We start from the raw sequence: 23,968 nt of genomic DNA, 5'->3' as shown, positions 1-23,968 counted from the left end.
CCGGGCCGGGCCTCTCGCCCCACCCGATCCCTCCCCAAGATCACCTCACCGGGCCGCTAACCTTACGTGTCCGTCCTGGCCAGGGATCTACGGGCATCAACTCACGCGAAGGGTTGCGCACATGGGCATTCTCACTCTCCTGCGGAACGCATTCGGCCGCTCACGCAGAGCGCGGTCCGCCGAGGCGGGGACGCCTCCGGCTGGGGGGACGGGGACGCCTGTGGGGGCGGCGGCGAGCAGGGGCACGGCTGCGGCGGGGGACGCGGGTACGGCTGCGGAGGCCACGCCCCCGACCGCGACCCCCTCCTCTTCGCCGTCGTCTTCGCCGTCGTCTTCGCCGTCCTCTTCGTCTTCGGCGCAGACTCCGACGATTCCGTCCCCGTCCCCGGAGCCGGACCTGACCACGATCCAGGTACCGGAACCGCGGTCGTCGACACCGGAGGAGCATGACCTGGTATCGGCGGCGTTCGACAATGTGACGGTGCCGCGGGCTGCGGAGCCGGGTGAGGGGGCGGCTGAGGTACCGGGTGACGTGCCGGGTGGGGGATCGGCTGAGGCGCCGGGCGGGGGATCGGCTGAGGTACCGGGTGACGTGCTGGGTGGGGCATCGGCTGAGACGCCGGGTGGGGCATTGGCTGAGGTCCCGACTGACGTGCCTGGTGAGGGGGCGGCTGAGGCGCCGACTGACGTGCCGGTTGAGGCATCGGCTGAGACGCCCGGCGAGGTGAAGGCGCCTGGGGAGACCCCGGGGGCCGAGACGCCCGGGGAGGAGTCACCAGGGGAGGCTTCGGACGAGGGCGCGGGAGAGCCCCTGGAGGCCGGGACGCCCGGGGACGAGAGCCCGGCGGAGAGCCTGGACGAGGCTTCGGACCAGCTCGCGGCAGAGGCGCCCGGGGAGGCTTCGGACGAGGCCCAGGGGGAGGGGGTTCCCGAGGAGCCCACGTCGGAGACGGTCGCGGCGGCGGAAGCCGTGGAGACGGCTTCGGAGGAGGCTGCCGCCTCGGAGGAGACGGCTCAGGAGGCCGCCGCTGCGGAGGACAGCGCCTCGGAGACCACTGCGGAGGAGGGCGACTCGGACGTGGCTCCGGCGGAGGCCACCGCCGCAGAGACGGCTCCGGACACGGCCCCGGACACCCCCGCAGCCGCAGAGGAAGCCACCGCCCCCGAGACCGCAGCCGCCCCGGAAGAGACGGCTCCAGAGGAGATCGCCGCTCCGGAGGAAGGCGGCTCGGAGACGACGGCCCCGTCACCCGAGGCCACCTCGGACACCGCTCCGGCGGAAGCCACAGCCACGGAAACGGCTCAGGACGCCGCTCAGGACACCGCTCCGGAGACGCCCGCAGCCCCGGAAGAGCACTCCACGGAGACGGCATCGGCAGAGGCCGAGGCGGTCGACGCCGGGGACACGACGGAGGCCGAGGAGTCGACGACGGTCACGACGGCCGAGACCGAGCCGGAGACGCCCGAGGCACCCGAGCCCACTCCGGCCCCGGAGGCACCCCGGCCGGAGGCGGAGGCCCCCACGGAGCCCGAGCCGGAACCGGCACCGGCACCGGAATCCCCCACCCCCACCCCCGCCCCCGAGGCCGCCGACGGCGAAGGCGCCCCACAGGGGCCACCCGCACCCGACGACGAGACCCGCACGGGCGGTGCGGGTGGGCACACATCCGGCGAGGGCGAAGCCGAGCCGAGCCACATCCCCCCCACCCTCCGCACCGCCTACACCGCGGCCACCGCGGTCACCACACCCACCCCCACCATCCCCACCAGGACCTACCTCGTACTGGACCGCTCCGCGAGCATGCGTCCGTACTACAAGGACGGCTCAGCCCAGGCCCTCGCCGACCAGACCCTCGCCCTGGCCGCCCGCCTGGACCCGACAACCCCCGACCCCACCGTCCACGTCGTCTTCTTCTCCACCGAGCTGGACGGCACCACGGACCTCACCCTCACCGACCACCACACCAAGATCGACGACACCCACGCCGCCCTGGGCCGCATGGGCCGCACCAGCTACCACGCGGCCGTGGAGCAGATCCTCACCCACTACGACAGCTCCGGCACGACCTCCCCCGCCCTGGTCGTCTTCCAGACGGACGGCGCCCCCGACGCCAAGACCCCCGCGACCCAGGCGCTCACCGCCGCAGCGAAGTCCCACCCCCAGATCCACTTCTCCTTCATCGCCTTCGGCGACCCGGAGAACAAGGCGTTCGACTACCTCCGCAAGCTGAAGACCCCGAACACCTCGCACTTCCTGGCCGGTGAGACCCCCCTGGAGCTGACGGACACAGAGCTGTACGAGGGCATCCTCAAGAACTGGCGCCCGTAACCCCCACAACGGAAACCACCCGGCACCACCCCGCACCCACCCCGCACCACCCGGCCGCCCCTTCTCACCCCCCCAAAACGAGAAGCGGGCGGCCCACCCATGTCGGCTACGATTTCAAGGCTGATTCGCACATAGGACAACGACCCACCCAGGAGCAGCCGCGATGGCTCGACACCTCATCACCAGCGCCCTTCCCTACATCAACGGGATCAAGCACCTGGGCAACATGGTGGGGTCCATGCTCCCGGCCGACGTCTACGCTCGCTACCTCCGCCAGCGCGGCCACGACGTCCTGTACATCTGCGCCACCGACGAACACGGCACGCCCGCCGAACTCGCCGCCAAGGAGCAGGGCCTCCCCGTGGCCGAGTTCTGCGCCCAGGCCCATGACGCCCAGAAGGCGGTGTACGACGGCTTCGGCCTCGCCTTCGACTACTTCGGCCGCAGCTCCTCCCCCCAGAACCGGGAGATCACCCAGCACTTCGCCCGCCGCCTCAACGAGAACGGCTTCATCGAAGAGCGCGCGATCCGCCAGGTCTACTCCCCCACCGACGGCCGCTTCCTCCCGGACCGCTATGTCGTCGGCACCTGCCCGCACTGCGGCTACGACAAGGCGCGCGGCGACCAGTGCGAGAACTGCACCCGCGTCCTGGACCCGACGGACCTGATCGACCCCCGCTCGGCGATCTCCGGCTCGACGGACCTGGAGGTCAGGGAGACCAAGCACCTCTTCCTCCTCCAGTCGAAGCTCCAGCACGAGGTCGAGGAGTGGGTGGCGGCGCACGAGAACGACTGGCCGCAGCTCGCCTCCTCCATCGCCCGCAAGTGGCTGACCGAGGGGCTGCACGACCGCGCGATCACCCGTGACCTGGACTGGGGCGTCCCCGTCCCGGCGGACACCTGGCCGGAGCTGGCGGCCGAGGGCAAGGTCTTCTACGTCTGGTTCGACGCCCCGATCGAATACATCGGCGCGACGAAGGAATGGTCGGACCGCGACCCGGAGAACCGCGACTGGAAGTCCTGGTGGTACGAGTCCGACGCCACCGTCCGTTACACGGAATTCATGGCGAAGGACAATGTCCCGTTCCACACGGTGATGTTCCCGGCGACGGAACTCGGCGTCCGCGAGCCGTGGAAGAAGGTCGATTACGTCAAGGCGTTCAACTGGCTGACGTACTACGGCGGAAAGTTCTCGACGTCCCAGAAGCGCGGTGTCTTCACGGACCAGGCGCTGGACATCCTCCCCGCCGACTACTGGCGCTATTTCCTGATCGCCAACGCCCCCGAGTCGGACGACTCGTCCTTCACCTGGGAGCACTTCACGGCGACGGTGAACAAGGACCTCGCGGACACCTTGGGCAATTTCGTGAACCGGGTCCTGTCCTTCTCCAAGAAGCGCTTCGGCGAGGCGGTCCCGGAGGGCGGCGAGCCGGGCGAGGCGGAGCGCAAGCTGGGCGAGGAGATCGCCCGTCTCCTCGCCGACTACGAGACGCAGCTCGAAGCGCTCCAGTTCCGCAAGGCGGCGGCGGCGCTGCGCGCGCTGTGGTCGGCGGGCAACTCCTATCTGGAGGAGAAGGCCCCGTGGCTGGAGATCAAGACATCTCCGGAAGCCGCGGCGCTGACCCTGCGCACGGCGATGAACCTGATCCATCTCTACGCGGTGGTCTCGGAGCCGATCATTCCGTCGGCGTCGGCGGAAATGCGCGCGGCTTTCGCCCTCCCCGAGGACAAGGCCACGTGGATCACCCCGGCCGAGGCGAAGTCCTTGTCCGCCCTCACTCCGGGCATCCCGTTCACGGTCCCCCCGGTGCTGTTCGCCAAGCTCACGGACGACGACCTGGAAACGTACAAGGAGCGTTTCGGCGGCGAGCCCGCCGAGAACTCCTGACAACCAGTGGCCAAACCCCCCACCGTCACGGTATACATTCCGGACGATCATCAAGTGGGGGGATACCACCATGGCGCTTTTCGGCAACGCGCATGCCATCGACCCGGCCCAGGCGGCTCAGGACTACACCCGTCTGCTGGGCCAGGGCGAGCAGGTGCACGCCGCGTACCAGCTGGTCCGTGACACCATCCTGTTCACCGACCGCCGACTGATCATGGTCGACAAGCAGGGCATCACGGGCAAGAAGGTCGAGTACCACTCGATCCCGTACCGCAGCATCACGCACTTCGCGGTGGAGACGGCCGGCACGTTCGACCTCGACGCGGAACTCAAGATCTGGCTCTCGGGCTCCCCGGCCCCCCTCCAGAAGACGTTCACCAAGGGCGTGGACATCTACGAGGTCCAGGCCATCCTGACCCAGTTCGTAGCCCGCTGACGGACCAGTCCGCACCCCTGAGAAGCCCCGCCCCGGCACCGCCCGGAGGCGGGGCTTTTCACTGCCCGGACCCTCCCCCTTCCCGTTGATATACTCGCTGGAACGATATATATCCGGCGTCCGCGGGAGGGCCATATGTCCAAGACCCTGGTCGACATCGATGACGACATGCTGGCCTTCGCGCAGCAGCAGCTCGGCACCAAGACCAAGCGCGACACCATCAACCGCGCGTTGACGATAGCGGCGGCGATCAGCGCGGACGACCGGGCACGCGCCCTGCGATGGCTCCAGGAGAACGCCGACGCCTACCTCGACTTCGACGTTCTCGAAGAGCGGGAGCGGTCCGGGCTGTGACCTACCTGGCCGACACCTCCGCCGTCTGGCGGTTGCTGCGCCGTCAGATCGGCGACCCCTGGCCGGACCGGGTGGCACGCGGACTGGTCGCCGTGTGTCCACCGGTCGAGGCGGAGCTGATGCCCGGTCTCCGGGCGGACCGCGACCACGAACCGTTCTTCACGATGCTCGGCCAGACCTTCGGCTGGGTCCCGGCGCTGGAAGACCCCTGGCCCAAGATCATCGGGGTGCAACGCGAACTCGTCCGGATCGGACATCACCGGGGACCGTCCCCCCTGGACATCCTCATCGCCCTCACCGCCGAGCATCACGGCCTGACCCTCGTGCACGTCGACGACGACTTCACGGCCCTGGCCAAGGTCAGGCCATCCCTCTCCTTGATCCGAGCCCACCCCACCGTCTAGTCCGGTCCCACCGACAGCAAGGGCCGACCACCGGAATCCGGTCGTCGGCCCTTCTCGTGTCCTGGAGGACTACTTCGGCTGTGGCTTCCGTACCGAGAGGTGGAGTTCCCTCAGGCGGGTCTCGTCCAGTTCCGTGGGGGCGCCCATCAGGAGGTCCTGGGCGTTGCCGTTGAGCGGGAACGCGATCGTCTCGCGGATGTTGGGCTCGTCGGCGAGGAGCATGACGATGCGGTCGACGCCGGGGGCGATACCGCCGTGCGGCGGGGCGCCGAAGCGGAACGCGCGGAGCATCCCGGCGAACTTCTCCTCCACCGTGTCCCGGTCGTAGCCCGCGATCTCGAACGCCTTCAGCATGATCTCCGGCTCGTGGTTCCGGATCGCGCCGGAGGAGAGTTCGACGCCGTTGCAGACGATGTCGTACTGCCAGCCGAGGATGTCCAGCGGGTCCTGGGTCTCCAGGGCCTCCAGGCCGCCCTGCGGCATGGAGAACGGGTTGTGGGAGAAGTCGATCGCGCCGGTCTCCTCGTCCTTCTCGTACATCGGGAAGTCGACGATCCAGCAGAAGCGGAAGACGTTCTCGGTGAAGTGGCCCGCGCGCTTGGCGGCCTCCACACGCACCGCGCCCATGATCTTCGCGACCTCGTCGACCTCGCCCGCGCCGAAGAAGACCGCGTGTCCGGCCGCCAGGCCGAGGCGCTCGGTGAGGATCTTGACATCGTCCTCGGTGAGGAACTTGGCGATCGGGCCGGACAGCGAACCGTCCTCGGCGACCCGCACCCACGCCAGTCCCTTCGCGCCCTGCGCGATGGCGTACTCGCCGAGCTGGTCGAAGAACTTGCGGGGCTGGTCCTGGACGGCGGGGACGGGCAGCGCCCGTACATGCTTGCCCGCGAACGCCTTGAACTCCGAGCCCGCGAAGACATCGGTGATGTCCACCAGCTCCAGCTCGGCCCGCAGGTCAGGCTTGTCGGAGCCGTACTTCAGCATCGCCTCACGGAACGGGATGCGGGGGAAGGGGGAGGTGACGTGCCGGCCGCCGCCGAACTCTTCGAAGAGTTCGGTCATCAGGCGCTCGATGGGCTGGAAGACGTCCTCCTGCTCGACGAAGCTCATCTCCACGTCGAGCTGGTAGAACTCGCCCGGCGAGCGGTCCGCGCGGGCGTCCTCGTCCCGGAAGCAGGGCGCGATCTGGAAGTACCGGTCGAAGCCGGAGATCATCAGCAGCTGCTTGAACTGCTGCGGCGCCTGCGGCAGGGCGTAGAACTTGCCCGGGTTCAGGCGGGAGGGGACCACGAAGTCTCGGGCGCCCTCGGGGGAGGTCGCCGAGAGGATCGGCGTGGCCATCTCGTTGAAGCCCAGCGCCGTCATCTTGTGCCGGATCGCCGAGATGACCGCCGTACGCAGCATGATGTTGCGGTGCATCCGCTCGCGGCGCAGGTCGAGGAAGCGGTACTCCAGGCGCCGCTCCTCGTTCACGCCGTCCTCGGCGTTGATGGTGAAGGGGAGGGGCTGGGCCGCGCCGAGCAGCTCGACCTCGCCCACCTCGACCTCGATCTCACCGGTCGGCAGGTCCGCGTTCACGTTCTCCGCGCCGCGCGAGACGACCCGGCCGTCGATCCGGACCGTGGACTCCTTGGAGACCGTGTCCAGCGCCTCGTACGCGGCCGTCCCGGGGCGGGCCACCAACTGGGTGATCCCGTAGTGGTCGCGCAGATCGATGAAGAGGATGCCGCCCAGGTCGCGCCGATTGTGCAGCCAGCCACTGAGTCGGACGTCGGTGCCGACGTCAGAGGAGCGCAGCTCGCCGCAGGTGTGGGACCTGTACCGATGCATCGTCGTTCATCCAGCCTTCGCTGATCGGGTGTATTCGGACGCGGTGTGCGGGGTGTGTGGCTGTGGCCGTGAGGGGTTGTTTCACGTGAAACGTCACACAACGAAACGTCACACAACGACCCCCAGGGTACCGGCCGACCGCACCGCCCTTCCCCTGCATTACCGGGGCGCAGCCCCCACCCCGCGCCCCCGTCCCCTGCCGCTCCCCTCCCGCTCCCCTCCCGCTCCGGGACAACACAGACGTACGGCATCAGTGGCACTGTTCGATCACCTTTTCTTACAGTGGGGCAATGCGCACTGGTGAGCCCCTGCCGGCAGTGGGGCAGGTCCTCGCCGCCCTCGCCACCGGGCTCTGGCACTGGGACACCTCGATCGGGCAGGTCACGGTGGATGCCGAGGCCGCCCGTCTGCTCGGGCTGCCTCCGGAATCGACCGTCCTCAGCGAGGCCCAGGTCAGAGCCCGGCTGCACCCCGTGGACTGGAACGAGATCACCGGTGTGGTGCAGCTCGCGGTCGCCGAGAACACCCTCGCCGAGGTCCGTATCCGGGTCATGGACGAACGCGGCCGGATCATCCGTGTCGTCCGCAGCCGCTCCAAGCCGTCCTTCGACCCGGAGAAACGGGCGTACGAGCTGATCGGGACGCTCCAGGAGGTCACCGAGCCCACCCCGGGCACCCCGGCCGGACGGCGGGCCGTCACCGGCGACTGGCGGCGCTCGCGGGAGGCGTTCCTGCTGGACGCGGGCCGCGCGCTGGCCGAGGCCCGGTCCACCGCCGAGGTGCTGCGGGTCGCCGCCGGACTCTCCATGCCGGGGTTCACCCCCGACGGTCTCGCGGTGTTCGGCGTGGAGGGCGACCGGCTGACCATCGTCGGCCACCACGGGCAGCAGCCCGGTGACGAGGACCCCTTCTCGCACATGTCGCTGGCCACCGACTACCCGGCCGCCGAGGTCTGCCGCACCGGCCGCGCGGTCTATCTCTCCTCGCCCGACCAGTACAAGTCCCGCTACCCGGTCACCTGGCCCCTCGCGGCCGGTTTCGGACGGCAGTCCTGGGCGTTTCTGCCGCTCACCGTCGCCGGGCGCACGATGGGCGCCTGGATGGCCGCCTTCTCCTACCCGGTCGCCTTCAACCCCGACGAGCGGTCCGTGCTGACGACCGTGGCCCGGATGCTGGCCCAGGCGCTGACCCGGGCCGGGGTCGCCGAGTCCGAGCGGGAGCTGACCGACGGGCTCCAGCGCTCCATGCTGCCCACCCTCGGCCCGAAGATCCCCGGCATGACCGTCGCCGCCCGCTATGTCCCCACCGGCGGCGGCCTCCAGATCGGCGGCGACTGGTACGACGTGATCCCACTGCCCGGCGAGGGCGAACGGTTCGCCCTGGTCATCGGGGACGTCCAGGGCCATGACGTACGGGCCGCCGGGCTCATGGGCCAGCTCCGTACCGCGCTGCGCGCCTACGCCTCCGAGGGCCACCGCCCGGACGCGGTGCTCTCCCGCGCCTCCCGCTTCCTCAACGGCATCGGCGGACACCACGACGACTCGGGCGACCCGCGCTTCGCGACCTGTCTGTATGTCGAGGCCGACCCGGCGACCGGCGTCCTGGACATCGCCCGCGCCGGGCACCCGGACCCGGCGATCCGGATGGCGGACGGGACCGTGCTGCGGCGGGCCACCTCCGGCGGGCTGCCGCTGGGCATCGACCCGGACGCCGACTACCCCACCACCACCTTCGCGCTCCAGCCCGGCGAGACGCTCGCGCTGTGCACGGACGGGCTGATCGAGACCGGCGGCCACGACCTGGACACCGGCTGGCAGCGGCTGCGGACGATCCTGGAGGAGCACACCGGCGATCTGGAGGCCCTCGCCGACGCCCTGGTGCAGGCCGTCCACGGGCCGTCCTCGCACCACACCACCGGCCCGCTGGCCGACCGCCGCGAGGACGACATCGCCGTCCTGCTGCTGCACCGGCAGGGCGTCACAGCCGGCCTGGGCGGCGGTCCGGCCGCCGTGCACGTCCCGACCCGGCGCACCATGCTGACGGTCGCGCAGGCCGAGCCGGAGCGGATCGCGGTGGCCCGGCAGCAACTGCGGGAGCTGCTGCACGACTGGTCCTCCGCCGACCAGGTCGACTCCACCGTGCTGCTGGTCTCGGAGATGCTCACCAACGTCCTGGTGCACACCGACACCGACGCGCTGCTCGTCGCCGAGATCAGCGGGGAGCCCGGTGCGCGGCGGCTGCGGGTGGAGGTCACGGACGCGGGCGAGGACCTCCCGCACAAGCGCCGCCCCGGCGAGCTGGCCTCCTCCGGACGGGGTCTGGTCCTGATCGAGCTACTGGCGCACGCCTGGGGCGTCGATCCACGAGGCGAGGGCAAGAGCATCTGGTTCGAGCTACGCGAGGCGGAGGGCGAGGCGGAGGGCGAGACACCGGCAACCTCCGGCGCCGACCTCCACCACGATCTCCGTGACGGCCTCAGCACCGACCTCCGCGACGATCTTCTCCGGCTGGCGATCGACGACTTCCCGGACGACGAGAACGACGAGAGCGACGAGGACGACGAGGACGATGAGGACGAGAGCGCGTAGCCGCTTGGCGGTCCCGGCGGTCCCGGCGGTCCCGGCGGTCCCGGAGGTCCCGTCCGCCCCGCAGGGTTCTGGCAGTCCCGGCCGTCCTGGAAGGTCCCGGCCGCCCCAGCCGCCCCGGCCGCCCCGGAGAGTCCCGCCCGCCCCGCAGGATTCCGGCAGTCCCGGCCGTCCCGGAAGGTCCCCGCCGTCCCGGAAGGTCCCGGCCGTCCGGGCGGGTCCTGGCCGTCCCGGCGGGACCCAGTCGCCCCGGCGGGACCCGGTCGCCCCGGCGGGTCCCGGTCGTTCCGGCGCACGCGGGGGACCGGCGGCGCCCGGTCCGCCCCCGCTTCGCCCGTTCCGGGCGTTTGACCGATCACGGACAGCCCCCAGCCACTCACCCTCCGTATCGTCATAGTCGCAGCCCGTGAAACGGTGGTCGGATGCTTCCGCGGACCACACGGAGGTGTACCGGATGCCCCGCCTCCGAACCGGAGAGGCCCCGGGCGCTCCGGCCGCCGTACGCCCCTCACGGGAACCGCCCCGGTCCAGGTTCCTGCCCTCCTGGACCGGGGCGCCCTACGGTCCGCCGGTGCCGGTGCCGGGGGCGTAGTGGTCGCGCAGTTCGCTGATCACCCCGAAGGCCGCCGCGGTGAGCGGGACGGCGAGCAGCATCCCGAGGATTCCGGCGACGGACGCGCCCGCGGTGATGGCGAGCATCACGACCGCCGGATGCATCTGCACGGTCCGGCTCTGGATCGCCGGCTGGAGCACATGCCCCTCGAACACCTGGACCGCGAGCACCACCCCGAGCGCCCACAGCGCGATCACGAACCCCCGGTCGGCGAGGGCGACCAGCACCGCGACCGCACCGGAGAGGAAGGCGCCGAGGTAGGGGATGTACGCGCCGACGAAGACCAGCGCGCCCAGCCCCATCGCCCCGGGCACCCGCAGCACGAGCAGACCGATGGTGATGCACACGGCGTCGATGAAGGCGATGACGGTGGTGCCGCGCATAAAGCCCTCGACGGCCCGGAAGGCGCGCCGCGCCATGGCCTCGATGGTGTCGGCGGCGCCCGGCGGCGACAGTGAGCGCAGCGTCCCGGCGGCCCGGTCGGAGTCGCGCAGGAAGAAGAAGACCAGCAGCAGCGCCAGCACGGCCAGCGCGATGGTCTCGCCGACCACGCTGACCCCGCTGATCACCCCGGAGGCGGCGGTGCCGCCGAACTTGCTCAGCAGCTCGCGGGAGTTGGTCGCGAGATCGTTGAGCGAGGTCCCGGCGGCCCCGAAGTGCTGGGCGAGGGAGTTCGCGGCGTTCTTGAGGGAGTCGATGATCTGGTCGCCGGAGTTGATCAGCGCGGCGACGACGATATAGACGGCGCCACCGACGACGGCGACCACGGCGACACAGGTGAGGGCGGCGGCCAGCGACCGGTTGACCCGGGCCTTGACCAGCCGCCGGTGGAAGGGGCCCAGCAGCGCCGTCCCGAGCAGGGCGAGCAGCACCGGCACCACCGCCGTCCGCAGCACCGAGCACAGCCGGATGCCGACCCAGGCCACGCCCACCGCCAGCAGGATGACGACACACCAGGCGGCGACACGGCGTACGGGCTCGGGTAGCAGGCGCACCTGACCAGCGGAACACGTGGCGGGCGGGCTGTCCTGTCCGGTCAGCCCGCCCGGGTGAGCGCCAAGGGCCCTTGACGGGACGTCAGCCCTGGCAGCCGCGCCCCGCCGCCCCGCCGCGTCCCGGGCTTCAGCCCTGGGGGCCTTCCTCCGTCATGCCGTGCACCGCCGGGATCGTGCCGAGGCGGCCCTTCTGGAAGTCGTCGAACGCCTGCTGGAGTTCCTCGCGGGTGTTCATGACGAAGGGTCCGTAGTGCGCCATGGGCTCCCGGATGGGCTGGCCGCCCAGCAGCACGACCTCCAGGTCGGGGGTGTGGGAGTCCTGCCGCTCGTCCGCGCGGACGGTCAGCGAGGAGCCCGCGCCGAAGACCGCGGTCTGGCCCAGCTTGACCGGCCGCCGCTCGGCGCCGACCGTGCCGCGTCCGGCGAGGACGTAGGCGAGGCCGTTGAAGTCCTCGCGCCAGGGCAGGGTCAGCTCGGCGCCCGGCGCCAGCGTGGCGTGGATCATGGTGATCGGGGTGTGGGTGATGCCGGGGCCCGCGTGTCCGTCCAGCTCTCCGGCGATGACCCGGAGCAGCGCGCCGCCGTCGGGGGTGGTGAGCAGCTGGACCTGGCCGCCGCGGATGTCCTGGTAGCGGGGCGCCATCATCTTGTCCTTGGCGGGGAGGTTCACCCACAGCTGGAGGCCGTGGAAGAGCCCGCCCGAGACGACGAGGTGCTCCGGCGGGGCCTCGATGTGCAGCAGCCCGGAGCCCGCCGTCATCCACTGGGTGTCACCGTTGGTGATCGTGCCGCCACCGCCGTTGGAGTCCTGGTGGTCGAAGATCCCGTCGATGATGTAGGTCACGGTCTCGAAGCCGCGGTGCGGATGCCAGGGGGTGCCCTTGGGCTCGCCCGGCGCGTACTCCACCTCACCCATCTGGTCCATCATGATGAACGGGTCGAGATGGCGGTAGTTGATCCCCGCGAAGGCCCGGCGCACCGGGAAGCCCTCCCCCTCGAAACCGCCGGGCGCGGTCGTGACGGCCAGTACGGGGCGGGCCACGGCGTCGGTGGAAGCGGTCACTCTGGGCAGCGTCAGCGGGTTCTCGACGGTCACAGCGGGCATGGTCGGTACCTCCTTGTGTACGCTCACTTTAGTTGACTGTTGAACTTTCTGCCACCCGTAACGGCGAAGGCCCGGAGGGCATTCCCTCCGGGCCTTCGCTTCAGTGACATGCGGCTCGCTGATGTCCGGTTCAGTACCGTCCGGCGCGGAGCCGTCCGGCGACCCTCAGGGCCGCCGCCCTGGTCAGTTGGTGAAGTACAGGTACCGCCACGAGCTGTACGTGGTGGAGTTCACGCTGTCACCGGACGAGCCGTTGACGTATACCGACCGCGCCCGTGCGCGGATGCCCGCCTCGCCGGGCGCGCCCAGCCGGACCGCCGACTTCCCGTTCGTACCGAGCGGGAAGTACTCGGAGCCCGCGTCGTACCACCGGCCCTGGTAGTAGACCTCGAGGTCGAGCCGCTGCTCACGGCCCGGGTAGTAGGTCATGGAGGTGGTCAGCAGCGGGTCGGTGTTCTTGCGGAACCAGTAGTACGAGGTCGAGCCGATCTTGCCGGTCTTGTAGTGCTTGGTGACCGCCATGGAGACCTTGACCCGCGCGTACGCCGTCGACTTCACGCTCTTCGGCTTGTAGCGCGCGTCGCCCGCGAACTCCGCCGTGACGGCCGTGTCCCGGGTCATGTCCACATAGACGCTGAGGTCGCCGCGCGAGTTGACCTTGCCGGTCTTGATCAGGCGCTTGCCCTTGTCGGCGCCGAACGGGTCGGCGTAGATCTTCACCGTGCGGTTCTTGTACGTCTTGCCCAGGTGCGCGGTGAACTTGACGTCGGTGCCGTAGTTGTACAGCTTGCCGTTGTTGTTCAGGGTCAGCGTGGTCGCCGAGCGGGAGACCTCCACGCTGTCCGACCCGGTGGCGGGCAGATGCGAGCCGCTCCCCGCGTACGACACCTTGTACGTCACCTTGCCGCCGGCGGGCGGGGTGTCGGCGAAGGAGAAGCTGCCGTCGGCCTTGGTGGAGACGGACGGGAGCGTCTTGCCGCGCGGGCTGTCCAGGTCGGTGCGGGTGACCGTCAGCTTGGTCCCGGCCGGGAGCGCGACCGTCGCCGTGATCTTCCCGGTGACGGTGAGCTTCTTGGCGCGGGGCGCCGTCGTGGGAGCGTTCACCGAGAGGGTCGGGACGCTGTCGTCCGGGCGGGTCAGCGCCTTGAGACCCCAGCCCGAGCCCGCGCGCACCAGGGCGAAGACCCGCGAGTTGTCCGGCGCCCAGATGAGCCCGGCGGCGGGCTGGCTGCCGGTGCTGAAGGTACGGACGGGGGTCGTCGCCGTCGGGCGGTAGATGGCCACCTTGTTGCCGGTGGACTGAGCGATCAGACCGCCGCGCGCGATGTCGGCGGACTCTCCGGCCGGGAGGCGGCCGGCCTCGGTGAAGGTGCCGTCCGCCCAGGCGTCCCGCAGGGTGCCGTTGACCAGCACCTGGTTGTTGCCCGCGACCAGGTCGATGTCACCGATGCCGCTGTTGAGGCTGTAGGGGCTGTCGTGCCAGGCGACGAGTTTGGCGGTGCCGTCGGCCACGTCCAGGACGGCCATCGAGCCCGTGCTGTCGCCGGTCTCGCCGACCGCGAGCAGCCCCGGGCGCAGCGGGTCGGTGTCCAGCAGCGCCTGGCCCCACAGACCGCTGCCGGTGCCCTCGGTGGGCAGCTGGGCGAGGGCGATCGGTTCGCCGCCGCTCGCCGGGTCCTGCGTCGGGTCGAGCGAGCCGATGTCCCCGTCCCACTGGTCGCCGTACGAGAACCAGACCTTGCCGCCCGCGAACTCCAGGGACCGCGGGCCGGTGGTGACGCCGGTGTTGTACGACATCCGGACGCCCAGCGTGGTCGGGTCCAGGTCGTAGACACGGTGCGTGGAGGGCACCGCCGCGTAGAGCGTCAGACCGTCGGCGGACAGCGTCAGCGAGGACACCGCGCCGATGGCGCTGGAGACGCTCCGCTCGACGCCCGCGTAGTCGGAGCTGACGATCCGGTTGCGCGCCGGGTCGGCGATGAAGACCCGCTGGAGGGTCTGGTGGACGGCCATCGCACCGGGCGTGGACAGGGAGACCGGCGCCGCTGCCGCCGGGGCGGCGGTGACGACGGTCAGACCGACGGAGCCGAAGAGAACCGCGAGCGTCGTCGCCGCGGCGGTGGTACGCACACGCACGTGTTGGACCCCCCACAAGAGACCCGGTCGACACCGGGAAGAGAGCGCCGCGCGGCACCCGGCGCGACCGCGCGAAGGCACGGTGGCCGCTCGGGGCGCGGCTGTCCCGGCAGCATAAGCCATAACTGTGAGGATGATGTGAGAATTTCCGGCCCGAGTGCGCGAGTTGGGACGCAGGGGGCGATGGGGGCGCCGGGGGGTGGTGGGGTGCGGGTGATCAGCGGGTCGTCGACGGGCGGCCGGCAGGTGGGGCGGTCAGCCGGCGGCTGCGGGGCGCGGGCGGACGGCAGGTGGGACGGTCGCCCGGCGGCTGCGGAGCGCGGGCGGGCGGCAAGTGGGACGGTCGCCCGGCGGCTGTGGGGCGCGGGTGGTCAGCCGTACATGCGGCGCATCGCGAAGTCCACCATCTGCTCGACCGCCTTCGCGTCGAAGACCATCCGGTGCTCGCCCTCCATGTCCAGGACGAAGCCGTAGCCGGTCGGCAGCAGATCGATCACCTCGGAGCCGGTGATCACGAAGTACTTGGACTCCTTGCCCGCGTACCGGCGCAGCTCCTTCAGCGAGGAGAACATCGGGATGACCGGCTGCTGGGTGTTGTGCAGGGCGAGGAAGCCGGGGTTGTCGCCGCGCGGGCAGTAGACCTTCGAGGTGGCGAAGACCTGCTGGAAGTCCTCGGCCGGCATCTGCCCGGTGGTGAACGCCCGTACCGCGTCGGCGAGCGAGGGCGGGGACGGCTCCGGATACAGCGGCGGCTGCTGTCCGTATCCGCCCACGCCGCCGGGCATCTGCTGCGGCTGGGCGTACTGCGCACCACCGTTGTCCATCGGCTGCCCGTATCCGTACATGCGCGCAAGCGTACCGAGACGGCGGCGGTGGGGGCGCCGGGGAGATTTGTCTAGCGAGCGCTAGACAATGCTGGTACTGTTTTATCTATCGGGCGCTACAGATATGGAGGAGTGTGGGGTATGTAGAGCCTTCTCACACTTGGCCGAGTAGGGGTTGCTTCTTATTACCGGCGGGTAGCATCATTGTGGTCAGCACGGGATATGTGAACGCGCCGCGAGGATTCAGTGCCTCGCCGATCTCTCTACGGAGCCGTCGCCATGGGGCACTACAAGTCGAATCTCCGCGACATCGAGTTCAACCTCTTCGAAGTACTCGGACGCGACAAGCTGTACGGCACCGGCCCGTTCGAGGAGATGGACTCCGACACCGCCAGGAGCGTGCTGTCGGAGCTGACCCGGCTCGCCGAGCACGAGCTGGCCGAGTCCTTCGCCGACGCCGACCGCAACCCGCCGGTCTTCGACCCGGAGACCAGCACCGCCCCGGTGCCGGACTCCTTCAGGAAGAGCTACCGGGCGTTCATGGACTCCGAGTACTGGCGTCTGGGCCTGCCCGAGGAGATCGGCGGCACCACCGCCCCGCCCTCCCTGATCTGGTCGTACGCGGAGCTGGTCCTCGGCGCCAACCCGGCGATCTGGATGTACTCCTCGGGCCCGGCGTTCGCCCGCATCCTCTTCGAGGAGGGCACGGAGGAGCAGCGCAAGCTCGCCTCGATCGCCGTCGAGCGCACCTGGGGCTCCACGATGGTGCTCACCGAGCCGGACGCCGGTTCGGACGTGGGCGCCGGGCGTACCAAGGCGGTCCAGCAGGAGGACGGCTCCTGGCACATCGAGGGCGTGAAGCGCTTCATCACCTCCGGTGAGCACGACATGGAGGAGAACATCCTCCACTACGTGCTGGCCCGCCCCGAGGGCGCCGGACCCGGCACCAAGGGCCTGTCCCTCTTCCTCGTCCCGAAGTTCCTCTTCGACTTCGAGACCGGCGAGCTGGGCGAGCGCAACGGGGTGTACGCCACCAATGTCGAGCACAAGATGGGCCTGAAGGCGTCCAACACCTGCGAGATGACCTTCGGCGACCGGCACCCGGCCAAGGGCTGGCTGATCGGCGACAAGCACGACGGCATCCGTCAGATGTTCCGGATCATCGAGTTCGCCCGCATGATGGTCGGCACCAAGGCGATCTCCACCCTCTCCACCGGCTACCTCAACGCCCTGGAGTACGCCAAGGAGCGCGTCCAGGGCCCCGACCTGGCGAACTTCATGGACAAGTCCGCCCCCAAGGTCACCATCACCCACCACCCCGACGTCCGCCGCTCCCTGATGACACAGAAGGCGTACGCGGAGGGTATGCGCGCGCTGGTGCTGCACACCGCGTCGGTGCAGGACGCCATCGCGGTCAAGGAGGCGTCCGGCGAGGACACCTCCACCGAGCACGCGCTGAACGATCTGCTGCTCCCGATCGTGAAGGGCTACGGCTCGGAGAAGGGCTATGAGCAGCTCGCCCAGTCGCTCCAGACCTTCGGCGGCTCCGGGTTCCTCCAGGAGTACCCGATCGAGCAGTACATCCGGGACGCCAAGATCGACACCCTGTACGAGGGCACCACGGCGATCCAGGGCCAGGACTTCTTCTTCCGGAAGATCGTCCGCAACCAGGGCGCCGCGCTGAACTCGATGGCGGAGGAGATCAAGAAGTTCCTCGCGCTGGGCACCGGCGGCGAGGAGCTGGCCGGGGCGCGCGAGCACCTGGCGAAGGCGGCCGTCGAGCTGGAGGCGATCGTCGGTCTGATGCTGACCGACCTCGCGGCCACCGAGCAGGACGTCAAGAACATCTACAAGGTCGGGCTGAACACCACCCGGCTGCTGCTGGCCTCCGGCGATGTCATCGTCGGCTATCTGCTGCTGCGCGGCGCGGCGGTCGCCGCCGAGAAGCTGCCGACGGCCACGGCGAAGGACGTCCCCTTCTACACCGGCAAGATCGCGGCGGCGAAGTTTTTCGCGGCGAATGTGCTCCCGGGCGTCACCCTGGCCCGCAAGGTCTCCGAGACGGTGGACCTGGATCTGATGGAGCTGGACGAGGCCGCGTTCTGAGCGACGGGGCGGCCCGGCCGGACTGACACGGCGGTTCCCCCGGACCGCCGCGGCTGCTCAGCCAGTCCGGCACGGCGGCTCGACGAGGGCCGGGCGGGCGGGGTTCACACCTCGCCCGCCCGGCCCTCCGGTCGCCTCCGCCCCCCGTCCCCTCCGGTCGCCTCCGCCCCCGTCCCCTCCGGTCGCCCTCCCGTCCCCCCGTCCCCTCCGGTCGCCCTCCCGTCCCCTCCCGTCCCCTCTCCTCCACAGCCGTCCGCTCCCTCCGCCGTCCCCACCAGGGCCCGCTCCCACCACGGGAAGCGGGCCCTGGTACGTCGTTAAGGTGAACCCATGAGCGAACCCACCCGCCTCGACCGCGGCCACACCGAAGACCTGATGTCGTTCCTGGCGGCCGGGCCGTCGCCGTACCACGCCGTGGCGCAGGTCGCCGAGCGGCTGGAGAAGGCCGGGTTCCGGCAGGCCGTGGAGACCGACGCCTGGGACGCGGGCAGCGGCGGGCGGTATGTGCTGCGCGGGGGCGCGATCGTGGCGTGGTACGTACCGGAGGGGGCGGCGCCGCACACCCCGTTCCGGATCGTGGGGGCGCACACCGACTCACCGAATCTGCGGGTCAAGCCGCTGCCGGACACCGGGGGGCACGGCTGGCGGCAGATCGCCGTGGAGATCTACGGCGGTCCGCTGATGAACTCCTGGCTGGACCGGGACCTCGGGATCGCGGGCCGCCTCACGCTGCGGGACGGCACGCACCGGCTGGTCGATGTCCACCGGCCGCTGCTGCGGGTGCCGCAACTGGCGATCCATCTGGACCGCTCGGTCTCCTCGGAGGGCCTCAAGCTGGACAAGCAGCGCCATCTCCAGCCGGTGTGGGGACTGGGCGACGACGTACGCGACGGCGATCTGATCGCCTTCCTGGAGCAGGAGGCGGAACTCCCGGCGGGCTCGGTCGCCGGATGGGACCTGATGACCCACCCCGTGGAGCCCCCGGCGCTGCTCGGCCGGGACGCGGAACTGGTCGTCGGCCCCCGGATGGACAACCTGCTCTCGGTGCACTCGGCGACGGTGGCGCTGGCCGCGGTCGCCACCAGCGGCGAGGACCTGCCGTACATCCCGGTGGTCGCCGCCTTCGACCACGAGGAGAACGGCTCGCAGTCCGACACCGGCGCCGACGGGCCGCTGCTGGGCAGTGTGCTGGAGCGGTCGGTGTTCGCCCGGGGCGGTAGCTGGGAGGACCGCGCCCGTGCCCTCGCCGGGACGATCTGTCTGTCGTCCGACACCGGGCACGCCGTCCACCCCAACTACGCCGAGCGGCACGACCCGACCCACCACCCGAGGGTCAACGGCGGGCCGATCCTCAAGGTGAACGTCAACAACCGCTATGCGACGGACGGCGCGGGCCGGGCGGTGTTCGCCGCGGCGTGCGAGCGGGCGGGCGTCCCCTTCCAGTCCTTCGTCTCCCACAACTCCATGCCCTGCGGCACCACGATCGGCCCGATCACCGCCGCCCGGCACGGCATCAGCACGGTGGACATCGGGGTGGCGATCCTGTCGATGCACAGCGCGCGGGAGATGTGCGGGGTGGACGATCCGGCGATGCTGGGCAACGCGCTGATCGCGTTCCTGCGGGGCTGACGCCTTCGCGACGGTGGTTCCGGGGCCGGGGAGGCGGGCGAAGCGGGCGAGGCGGGCGAGGCGGGCTCCCCCGTACGTACCCCACCCGGCGCCCGGCACCCGGCGCCCGGTCCCGCGGAGCCGATCTCAGCTCCCCCCGGCCTCCGTGTCGCCCGCGCCGCCCATGCCCTCTGTGTCACCTGTGTCGCCCGTGTCGTCCAGCCCCGCCAGCACCAGCGGCAGCCGCGCCGCGCCGCCCTCCACCAGCAGGACCGGGACGCCCCAGTCCTGCTGGTGGACATGGCAGGCGGGGTAAGGGTTCGCGGGGTCGTCGTCGCAGGACGCGGCCATCGCGGAGACATGCAGGACCCCCTCCGGCACGGCCGGGTCCAGCTCCAGGTCCCGGGTCAGCGCGGTGTCGGCGCCCTCGCCCTTGAGCAGCAGTCCGGGCGGGGTCGAGGAGACCAGCAGCCGGGTCGAGGGGCCGTAGCGGGTGTCGAGCTTCTGACCGGGCGGCGCCTGGAAGATCACATCCAGCCGGAGCGCGCCCGGCGCCACATCCGTCGCGGCGCGCGCGGTGCGGTGGGCGACGGACTCCACGCGGACCGCCTCCTCCGGCAGCCGCAGCCGGGTCAGCCGGTGCCGCGCTGACTCGACGACCACGATGTCCGTGCCGTCCAGCACCGCGTCGCTGGGCTCGCGCAGATCGGTCGCCAGGGTGGTGACCTCGCCGGTCGCGGGGTCGTAACGGCGCAGCGCGTGGTTGTAGGTGTCGGCGACGGCGACCGAGCCGTCCGGCAGCGCGGTGACGCCCAGCGGATGCTGGAACAGCGCCTGCCCGGCGGGGCCGTCCCGGTGGCCGAAGTCGAACAGACCGGTGCCGACGGCGGTGTGCACGGAGCCGTCCGGGTCCACCCAGCGCAGGGCGCTGGTCTCGGCGTCGGCGAGCCACAGCCGGTCCTCGGTCGCCGCGAGGCCCGACGGCTGGGCGAACCACGCCTCGGCGCCCGGCCCGTCGTGCAGCCCCTCGTTGGTGGTCCCGGCGGTGACCGTGACCGTCGCGTCGGCCGGGTCGTACGCCCACAGCTGGTGGACGCCCGCCATCGCGATCCACACCCGGTCCCGCCACCAGGCCACGTCCCACGGCGAGGACAGGCTGACCTCGCGCGCCGGGCCCGCGGCCGGATCGCCCTGCATCCACTGGCGGCCGGTCCCGGCGAGGGTGGTGACCTCGCCGGTCGCGGGGTCGAAGCGGCGCAGCGCGTGATTGACGGTGTCGGCGACGACGACCGTCCCGTCGGGCAGCGGCGCCAGACCCTGCGGCTCCTGGAAGCGGGCGTGGTCGGCGGGGCCGTCGGCGAGCCCGCGCGTGCCGTCGCCGATCCGGCGCAGCACGCTCTCGCCGTCCGCCGCCAGCTCCACCAGCTGATGCCGGGTCGTGTCGCTGACCAGGAACGTCCCGCCGGGCAGCGGCAGCGCCTTGCCGGGGAAGCGCAGCACGGTCGGCTCCGGTTCCGGGGCGACGTACGGGCCGTCCCCGCGCCGCAGGGTGCCCTTGGCCGTGTGCTCGGCCTCCAGCTCCGCGACCAGCCGCTCGATGGCGTGCACATGCCCCTCACCGGCGTGCTGGGCGACGACGTACCCCTCCGGGTCGATCACCACCAGCGTCGGCCAGGCCCGCACCGCGTACTGCTTCCAGGTGGTCAGCCGGGGGTCGTCCAGCACCGGATGCGCCACGCCGTACCGCTCCACGGCGTCCACCACGGCCGCGTGCTCGGCCTCGTGCACGAACTTCGGCGAGTGCACCCCGATCACCACGACCGTGTCCGGATGCTTCTCCTCCAGCTCCCGCAACTCGTCCAGGACATGCAGACAGTTGATGCAGCAGAAGGTCCAGAAATCCAGGATGACGATCCGTCCGCGCAGGTCGGCGAGGGTGTACGCGGTGCCGCCGGTGTTCAGCCAGCCGCCCTCGCCGACCAGCTCGGGCGCGCGGACCCGGGCCCGGCGGCGGGGAGCGGGGGCGGACGGGGAGGCGGCAGCGGCGTCGTTCATGTGTCCAGCTTGCCATCCGGGTGTGAACGCCGGTCACGGCCGTACGACAGGCAGGTCAAGCCGCGCGGACAGGTGTCAGCCCGTCGGCCTATCGCGGGCGTTTCGGACCGGTGGCGGGGGAACCCGTCACGCATGAGATTCCTCGTACGCGAACGGCTGCTCGGTATCGGCGACGACTACTGGATCGAGGACGACCGGGGTCAGAAGGCGTTCCTGGTCGACGGGAAGGCGATGCGGCTGCGGGACACGTTCGAGCTGAAGGACCCGCAGGGGCGGGTGCTGATCGACATCCGGCAGAAGATGCTCGCGCTGCGGGACACCATGGTCATCGAGCGTGACGGCCAGCCGCTCGCCCGCATCCGCCGCAAACGCCTCTCCCTGCTGCGCAACCACTACCGGGTCGCCCTGACCGACGGTACGGAACTCGACGTCAGCGGCAAGATCCTGGACCGCGAGTTCGCCATCGAGTACGACGGTGAGCTGCTCGCCGTCATCTCCCGCCGCTATCTGCGGGTCCGGGAGACGTACGGGGTGGACGTGGTCCGCGAGGACGCCGACCCGGCGCTGCTGATCGCGGTGACGGTGTGTGTCATCCAGCTGGCGGACAGGGAGCGGGGCGGGGACTGAGGGGACGGGATTCAAGGGGTGTGGATTTAGGGGGCGGGGAATCGAGGGGACGGGGGCTTTGGAGCGGGTCGGCGGCTCCGCCCCCGCGTCGAGACCGGGCGGCGGAGACTCACCGCCCCGGCGCCGCCACCCCCAGCACCCGGTCCTTCAGCGCCGGGAACTGCTCCCGGGTCCGGGCGACCGCCGCCGGGTCGAACTCCACCCGGAGCACCTCTTCTCCACCCCCGGCCTCCGCGAGGACGTCCCCCCAGGGGCCGACCACGATCGAGTGACCGGCCTGGGGAACTCCCGCGTGCGTACCAGCCGTTCCACACGCGAGGACGAACGCCTGGTTCTCCACCGCCCGCGCCTGGGCCAGCAGCGTCCAGTGTCCCCGCCGCCGCTCCGGCCAGCCCGCCGGAATCACCAGGGTCTCGGCCCCGGCGTCCACCAGCCCACGGAACAGCTCAGGGAAACGGAGGTCATAACAGGTGGCCACCCCGATCACGGTCTCCGGCAGCCGTACGGTCACCAGCTCCCGCCCGGCCCCCATCAGCACGGCCTCGCCCTTGTCGAACCCGAAGCGATGGATCTTGCGGTAGGCCGCGGCCAGCTCACCGGAGGGGGAGAAGACGAGCGAGGTGTTGTAGAGCGTGCCCCCGTCGTCCCGGGCAGCGTCCCCGCCGTCCCGGGCTGCGACCCCGCCGTCCCCGCCATCGTCCCCGCCATCGCCCTCGGCATCGCCCCCGGCGTCCCCGGAGGTGCCGCCCGGCGCGGGATCCCACTCGGGGATCGACCCCGCGTGCAGCCACACCCCGGCGTCCGCCGCCGCCTCGGCCATCGCCTGGTACGTGGGTCCGGTCAGCGGCTCGGCCGCCCGGCCGAACTCCTCGAAGGCGAACGCCCCGGTGGTCCACAGCTCGGGCAGCACCACCAGGTCCGCGGCCCCCGCCTCCGCTCTGACCAGCGCGGAAACCCGCTCCCTACGCGAATCGACCGATTCGCCCTCGTCTATAGCCATCTGGAGGAGAGAGGCGCGCACACTACCACCGTCCTGGCATTCGAGCCGTCCACTCGGGCCTACGATCGTCACACGAAAGCACTGCCGGGCTGCCTCCCAGCAGCGTAACTTGGGGGTCCTCCCCGGTTCGAGCCCAGCAACGGACCGAGGGAGACCGAGACGCCGCCGACAGCCACCTCCCACTGGCAATGCCGCCACCACCTGCCCGTGACACGACCGCCGAGGGGTCCCGTTCCGTGAGTCTGCATCCCACCCTCCAGCCCTACGCCGACGCCTGGACCCACTCCATCGAAGCGATAACCGAGCTGGTGCAGCCGCTCGTGGAGGCCGACTGGAACCGTCGCACCCCCTGCCCCGGCTGGTCCGTCCGGGACATCGTGTCCCACGTCATCGGTCTGAACAACGAGATGCTGGGTGACCCGCGGCCGATCCACACCCTGCCGCGCGACCTGTTCCATGTCACCAACGACCACCAGCGGTACATGGAGATGCAGGTCGACGTCCGGCGCCACCACACCTCCCCGGAGATGACCGCCGAACTGGAGTACACGGTCATCCGCCGCAACCGCCAGCTGCGCAACGAGTCGCGCGACCCGGGCACCAAGGTGCGTGGACCGCTCGGCGCGGAGCTGACCCTTGAGGAGTCGATGCGCGGCCACGCCTTCGACATGTGGGTGCACGAGCAGGATCTGCGGGCCACGCTCGGCGCCCCCGGCAATCTCGACTCGCCCGGCGCCCATGTCGCCCGGGATGTGCTGCTGGCCGCGCTGCCGGAGATCGTCGCCGGGAAGGCGGACGCGCCGCGCAGCTCGGCGATCGTCATCGATGTGAACGGGCCGATCGAGTTCCTGCGCACCATCCGGGTCGACATCCAGGGCCGGGGCACGCTGGAGACCGCGCCCGCGCTGGGCCCGGCCGCGACCCTCGCGCTCGACTGGGAGACCTATGTGCTGCTGGCCTGCGGCCGGGTCTCGGCGGAGGCGGTCGCGGACCGGCTGAAGCTGGAGGGCGACCCGAAGCTGACGGCGGCGATCCTGCGCCACTTCACGGTCACGCCGTAGGGGACGGGT

At 71.0% G+C, this 23,968-nt stretch carries 17 protein-coding genes; 10 read left to right on the top strand and 7 right to left on the bottom strand.

Features of this window, described 5'->3' with window-relative positions:
• Positions 1-688 precede the first annotated feature (688 nt).
• From AB0D49_RS32345 to AB0D49_RS32325, 5 genes are all read left to right on the top strand, one after another.
• Positions 689-2,329 (top strand): VWA domain-containing protein, encoded by a 1,641-nt coding sequence (locus tag AB0D49_RS32345; RefSeq protein WP_362764452.1) that lies wholly within the window; start codon positions 689-691, stop codon positions 2,327-2,329.
• A gap of 163 nt (positions 2,330-2,492) precedes the next feature.
• Complete coding sequence (metG, locus tag AB0D49_RS32340; RefSeq protein WP_362764449.1) at positions 2,493-4,217, top strand: methionine--tRNA ligase; 1,725 nt, start codon at positions 2,493-2,495, stop codon at positions 4,215-4,217.
• Positions 4,218-4,287: 70 nt separating this feature from the next.
• Positions 4,288-4,653: a PH domain-containing protein gene (locus AB0D49_RS32335; RefSeq protein ID WP_362764446.1), complete on the top strand. Its 366-nt coding sequence runs from the start codon at positions 4,288-4,290 to the stop codon at positions 4,651-4,653.
• 135 nt (positions 4,654-4,788) lie between these two features.
• Positions 4,789-5,007 (top strand): type II toxin-antitoxin system VapB family antitoxin, encoded by a 219-nt coding sequence (locus AB0D49_RS32330; RefSeq protein ID WP_362764443.1) that lies wholly within the window; start codon positions 4,789-4,791, stop codon positions 5,005-5,007.
• Entirely contained in the window at positions 5,004-5,411 is a 408-nt protein-coding gene (locus AB0D49_RS32325) for a PIN domain-containing protein (protein WP_362764440.1), read from the top strand. Before AB0D49_RS32330 ends, AB0D49_RS32325 begins: the two co-directional genes overlap by 4 nt.
• Before the next feature lie 69 nt (positions 5,412-5,480).
• On the opposite strand, the gene aspS is transcribed toward AB0D49_RS32325, so the two are convergent.
• Positions 5,481-7,244, bottom strand: a complete 1,764-nt coding sequence (gene aspS / locus AB0D49_RS32320) for an aspartate--tRNA ligase (protein WP_362764438.1) — start codon at positions 7,242-7,244, stop codon at positions 5,481-5,483.
• A 290-nt stretch (positions 7,245-7,534) separates the two neighbouring features.
• On the opposite strand from aspS, the gene AB0D49_RS32315 reads away from it, so the two are divergent.
• Positions 7,535-9,832, top strand: a complete 2,298-nt coding sequence (locus tag AB0D49_RS32315; protein WP_362764435.1) for a SpoIIE family protein phosphatase — start codon at positions 7,535-7,537, stop codon at positions 9,830-9,832.
• Positions 9,833-10,387: 555 nt separating this feature from the next.
• On the opposite strand, the gene AB0D49_RS32310 is transcribed toward AB0D49_RS32315, so the two are convergent.
• The 4 genes from AB0D49_RS32310 to AB0D49_RS32295 form a co-directional block, all read right to left on the bottom strand.
• Positions 10,388-11,437, bottom strand: coding sequence for an AI-2E family transporter (locus AB0D49_RS32310; RefSeq protein ID WP_362764433.1), 1,050 nt, complete (start codon positions 11,435-11,437; stop codon positions 10,388-10,390).
• Between the two features lie 127 nt (positions 11,438-11,564).
• A complete protein-coding gene (locus AB0D49_RS32305; protein ID WP_362764430.1) occupies positions 11,565-12,542 on the bottom strand; it encodes a pirin family protein in 978 nt (325 codons plus the stop codon).
• Between the two features lie 183 nt (positions 12,543-12,725).
• Positions 12,726-14,672, bottom strand: coding sequence for an Ig-like domain repeat protein (locus AB0D49_RS32300; protein WP_362764427.1), 1,947 nt, complete (start codon positions 14,670-14,672; stop codon positions 12,726-12,728).
• 377 nt (positions 14,673-15,049) lie between these two features.
• Entirely contained in the window at positions 15,050-15,523 is a 474-nt protein-coding gene (locus tag AB0D49_RS32295) for an SseB family protein (RefSeq protein ID WP_355748030.1), read from the bottom strand.
• A 258-nt stretch (positions 15,524-15,781) separates the two neighbouring features.
• On the opposite strand from AB0D49_RS32295, the gene AB0D49_RS32290 reads away from it, so the two are divergent.
• Together AB0D49_RS32290 and AB0D49_RS32285 are read left to right on the top strand one after the other, a co-directional pair.
• Positions 15,782-17,608 carry an acyl-CoA dehydrogenase gene (locus AB0D49_RS32290; RefSeq protein ID WP_362764424.1) on the top strand — a complete coding sequence of 609 codons (1,827 nt, stop codon included), beginning with the start codon at positions 15,782-15,784 and terminating at the stop codon, positions 17,606-17,608.
• A gap of 330 nt (positions 17,609-17,938) precedes the next feature.
• Positions 17,939-19,237 (top strand): M18 family aminopeptidase, encoded by a 1,299-nt coding sequence (locus AB0D49_RS32285; RefSeq protein ID WP_362764422.1) that lies wholly within the window; start codon positions 17,939-17,941, stop codon positions 19,235-19,237.
• A gap of 126 nt (positions 19,238-19,363) precedes the next feature.
• On the opposite strand, the gene AB0D49_RS32280 is transcribed toward AB0D49_RS32285, so the two are convergent.
• Entirely contained in the window at positions 19,364-21,271 is a 1,908-nt protein-coding gene (locus tag AB0D49_RS32280) for an NHL domain-containing thioredoxin family protein (RefSeq protein ID WP_362764419.1), read from the bottom strand.
• Positions 21,272-21,403: 132 nt separating this feature from the next.
• Here AB0D49_RS32280 and AB0D49_RS32275 point away from each other — a divergent pair, with 132 nt between their 5' ends.
• On the top strand, positions 21,404-21,898 hold the full coding sequence (locus AB0D49_RS32275) for an LURP-one-related family protein (protein ID WP_362764417.1): 495 nt from the start codon (positions 21,404-21,406) through the stop codon (positions 21,896-21,898).
• Positions 21,899-22,007: 109 nt separating this feature from the next.
• Here AB0D49_RS32275 and AB0D49_RS32270 read toward each other — a convergent pair whose 3' ends face one another.
• The gene (locus AB0D49_RS32270) at positions 22,008-22,919 is read right to left on the bottom strand and encodes a carbon-nitrogen family hydrolase (RefSeq protein WP_362764414.1); all 912 of its coding nucleotides are present in this window, start codon (positions 22,917-22,919) and stop codon (positions 22,008-22,010) included.
• A 215-nt stretch (positions 22,920-23,134) separates the two neighbouring features.
• Here AB0D49_RS32270 and AB0D49_RS32265 point away from each other — a divergent pair, with 215 nt between their 5' ends.
• Positions 23,135-23,959, top strand: a complete 825-nt coding sequence (locus AB0D49_RS32265; RefSeq protein WP_362764411.1) for a maleylpyruvate isomerase family mycothiol-dependent enzyme — start codon at positions 23,135-23,137, stop codon at positions 23,957-23,959.
• The last annotated feature ends 9 nt before the right edge of the window (positions 23,960-23,968 follow it).

It is taken from the genome of Streptomyces sp. NPDC048290, from assembly GCF_040652095.1.
Lineage (GTDB): Bacteria > Actinomycetota > Actinomycetes > Streptomycetales > Streptomycetaceae > Streptomyces.
Note: the sequence above shows the minus strand (reverse complement) of the source record. Positions and strands in the feature narration are given on the sequence as shown.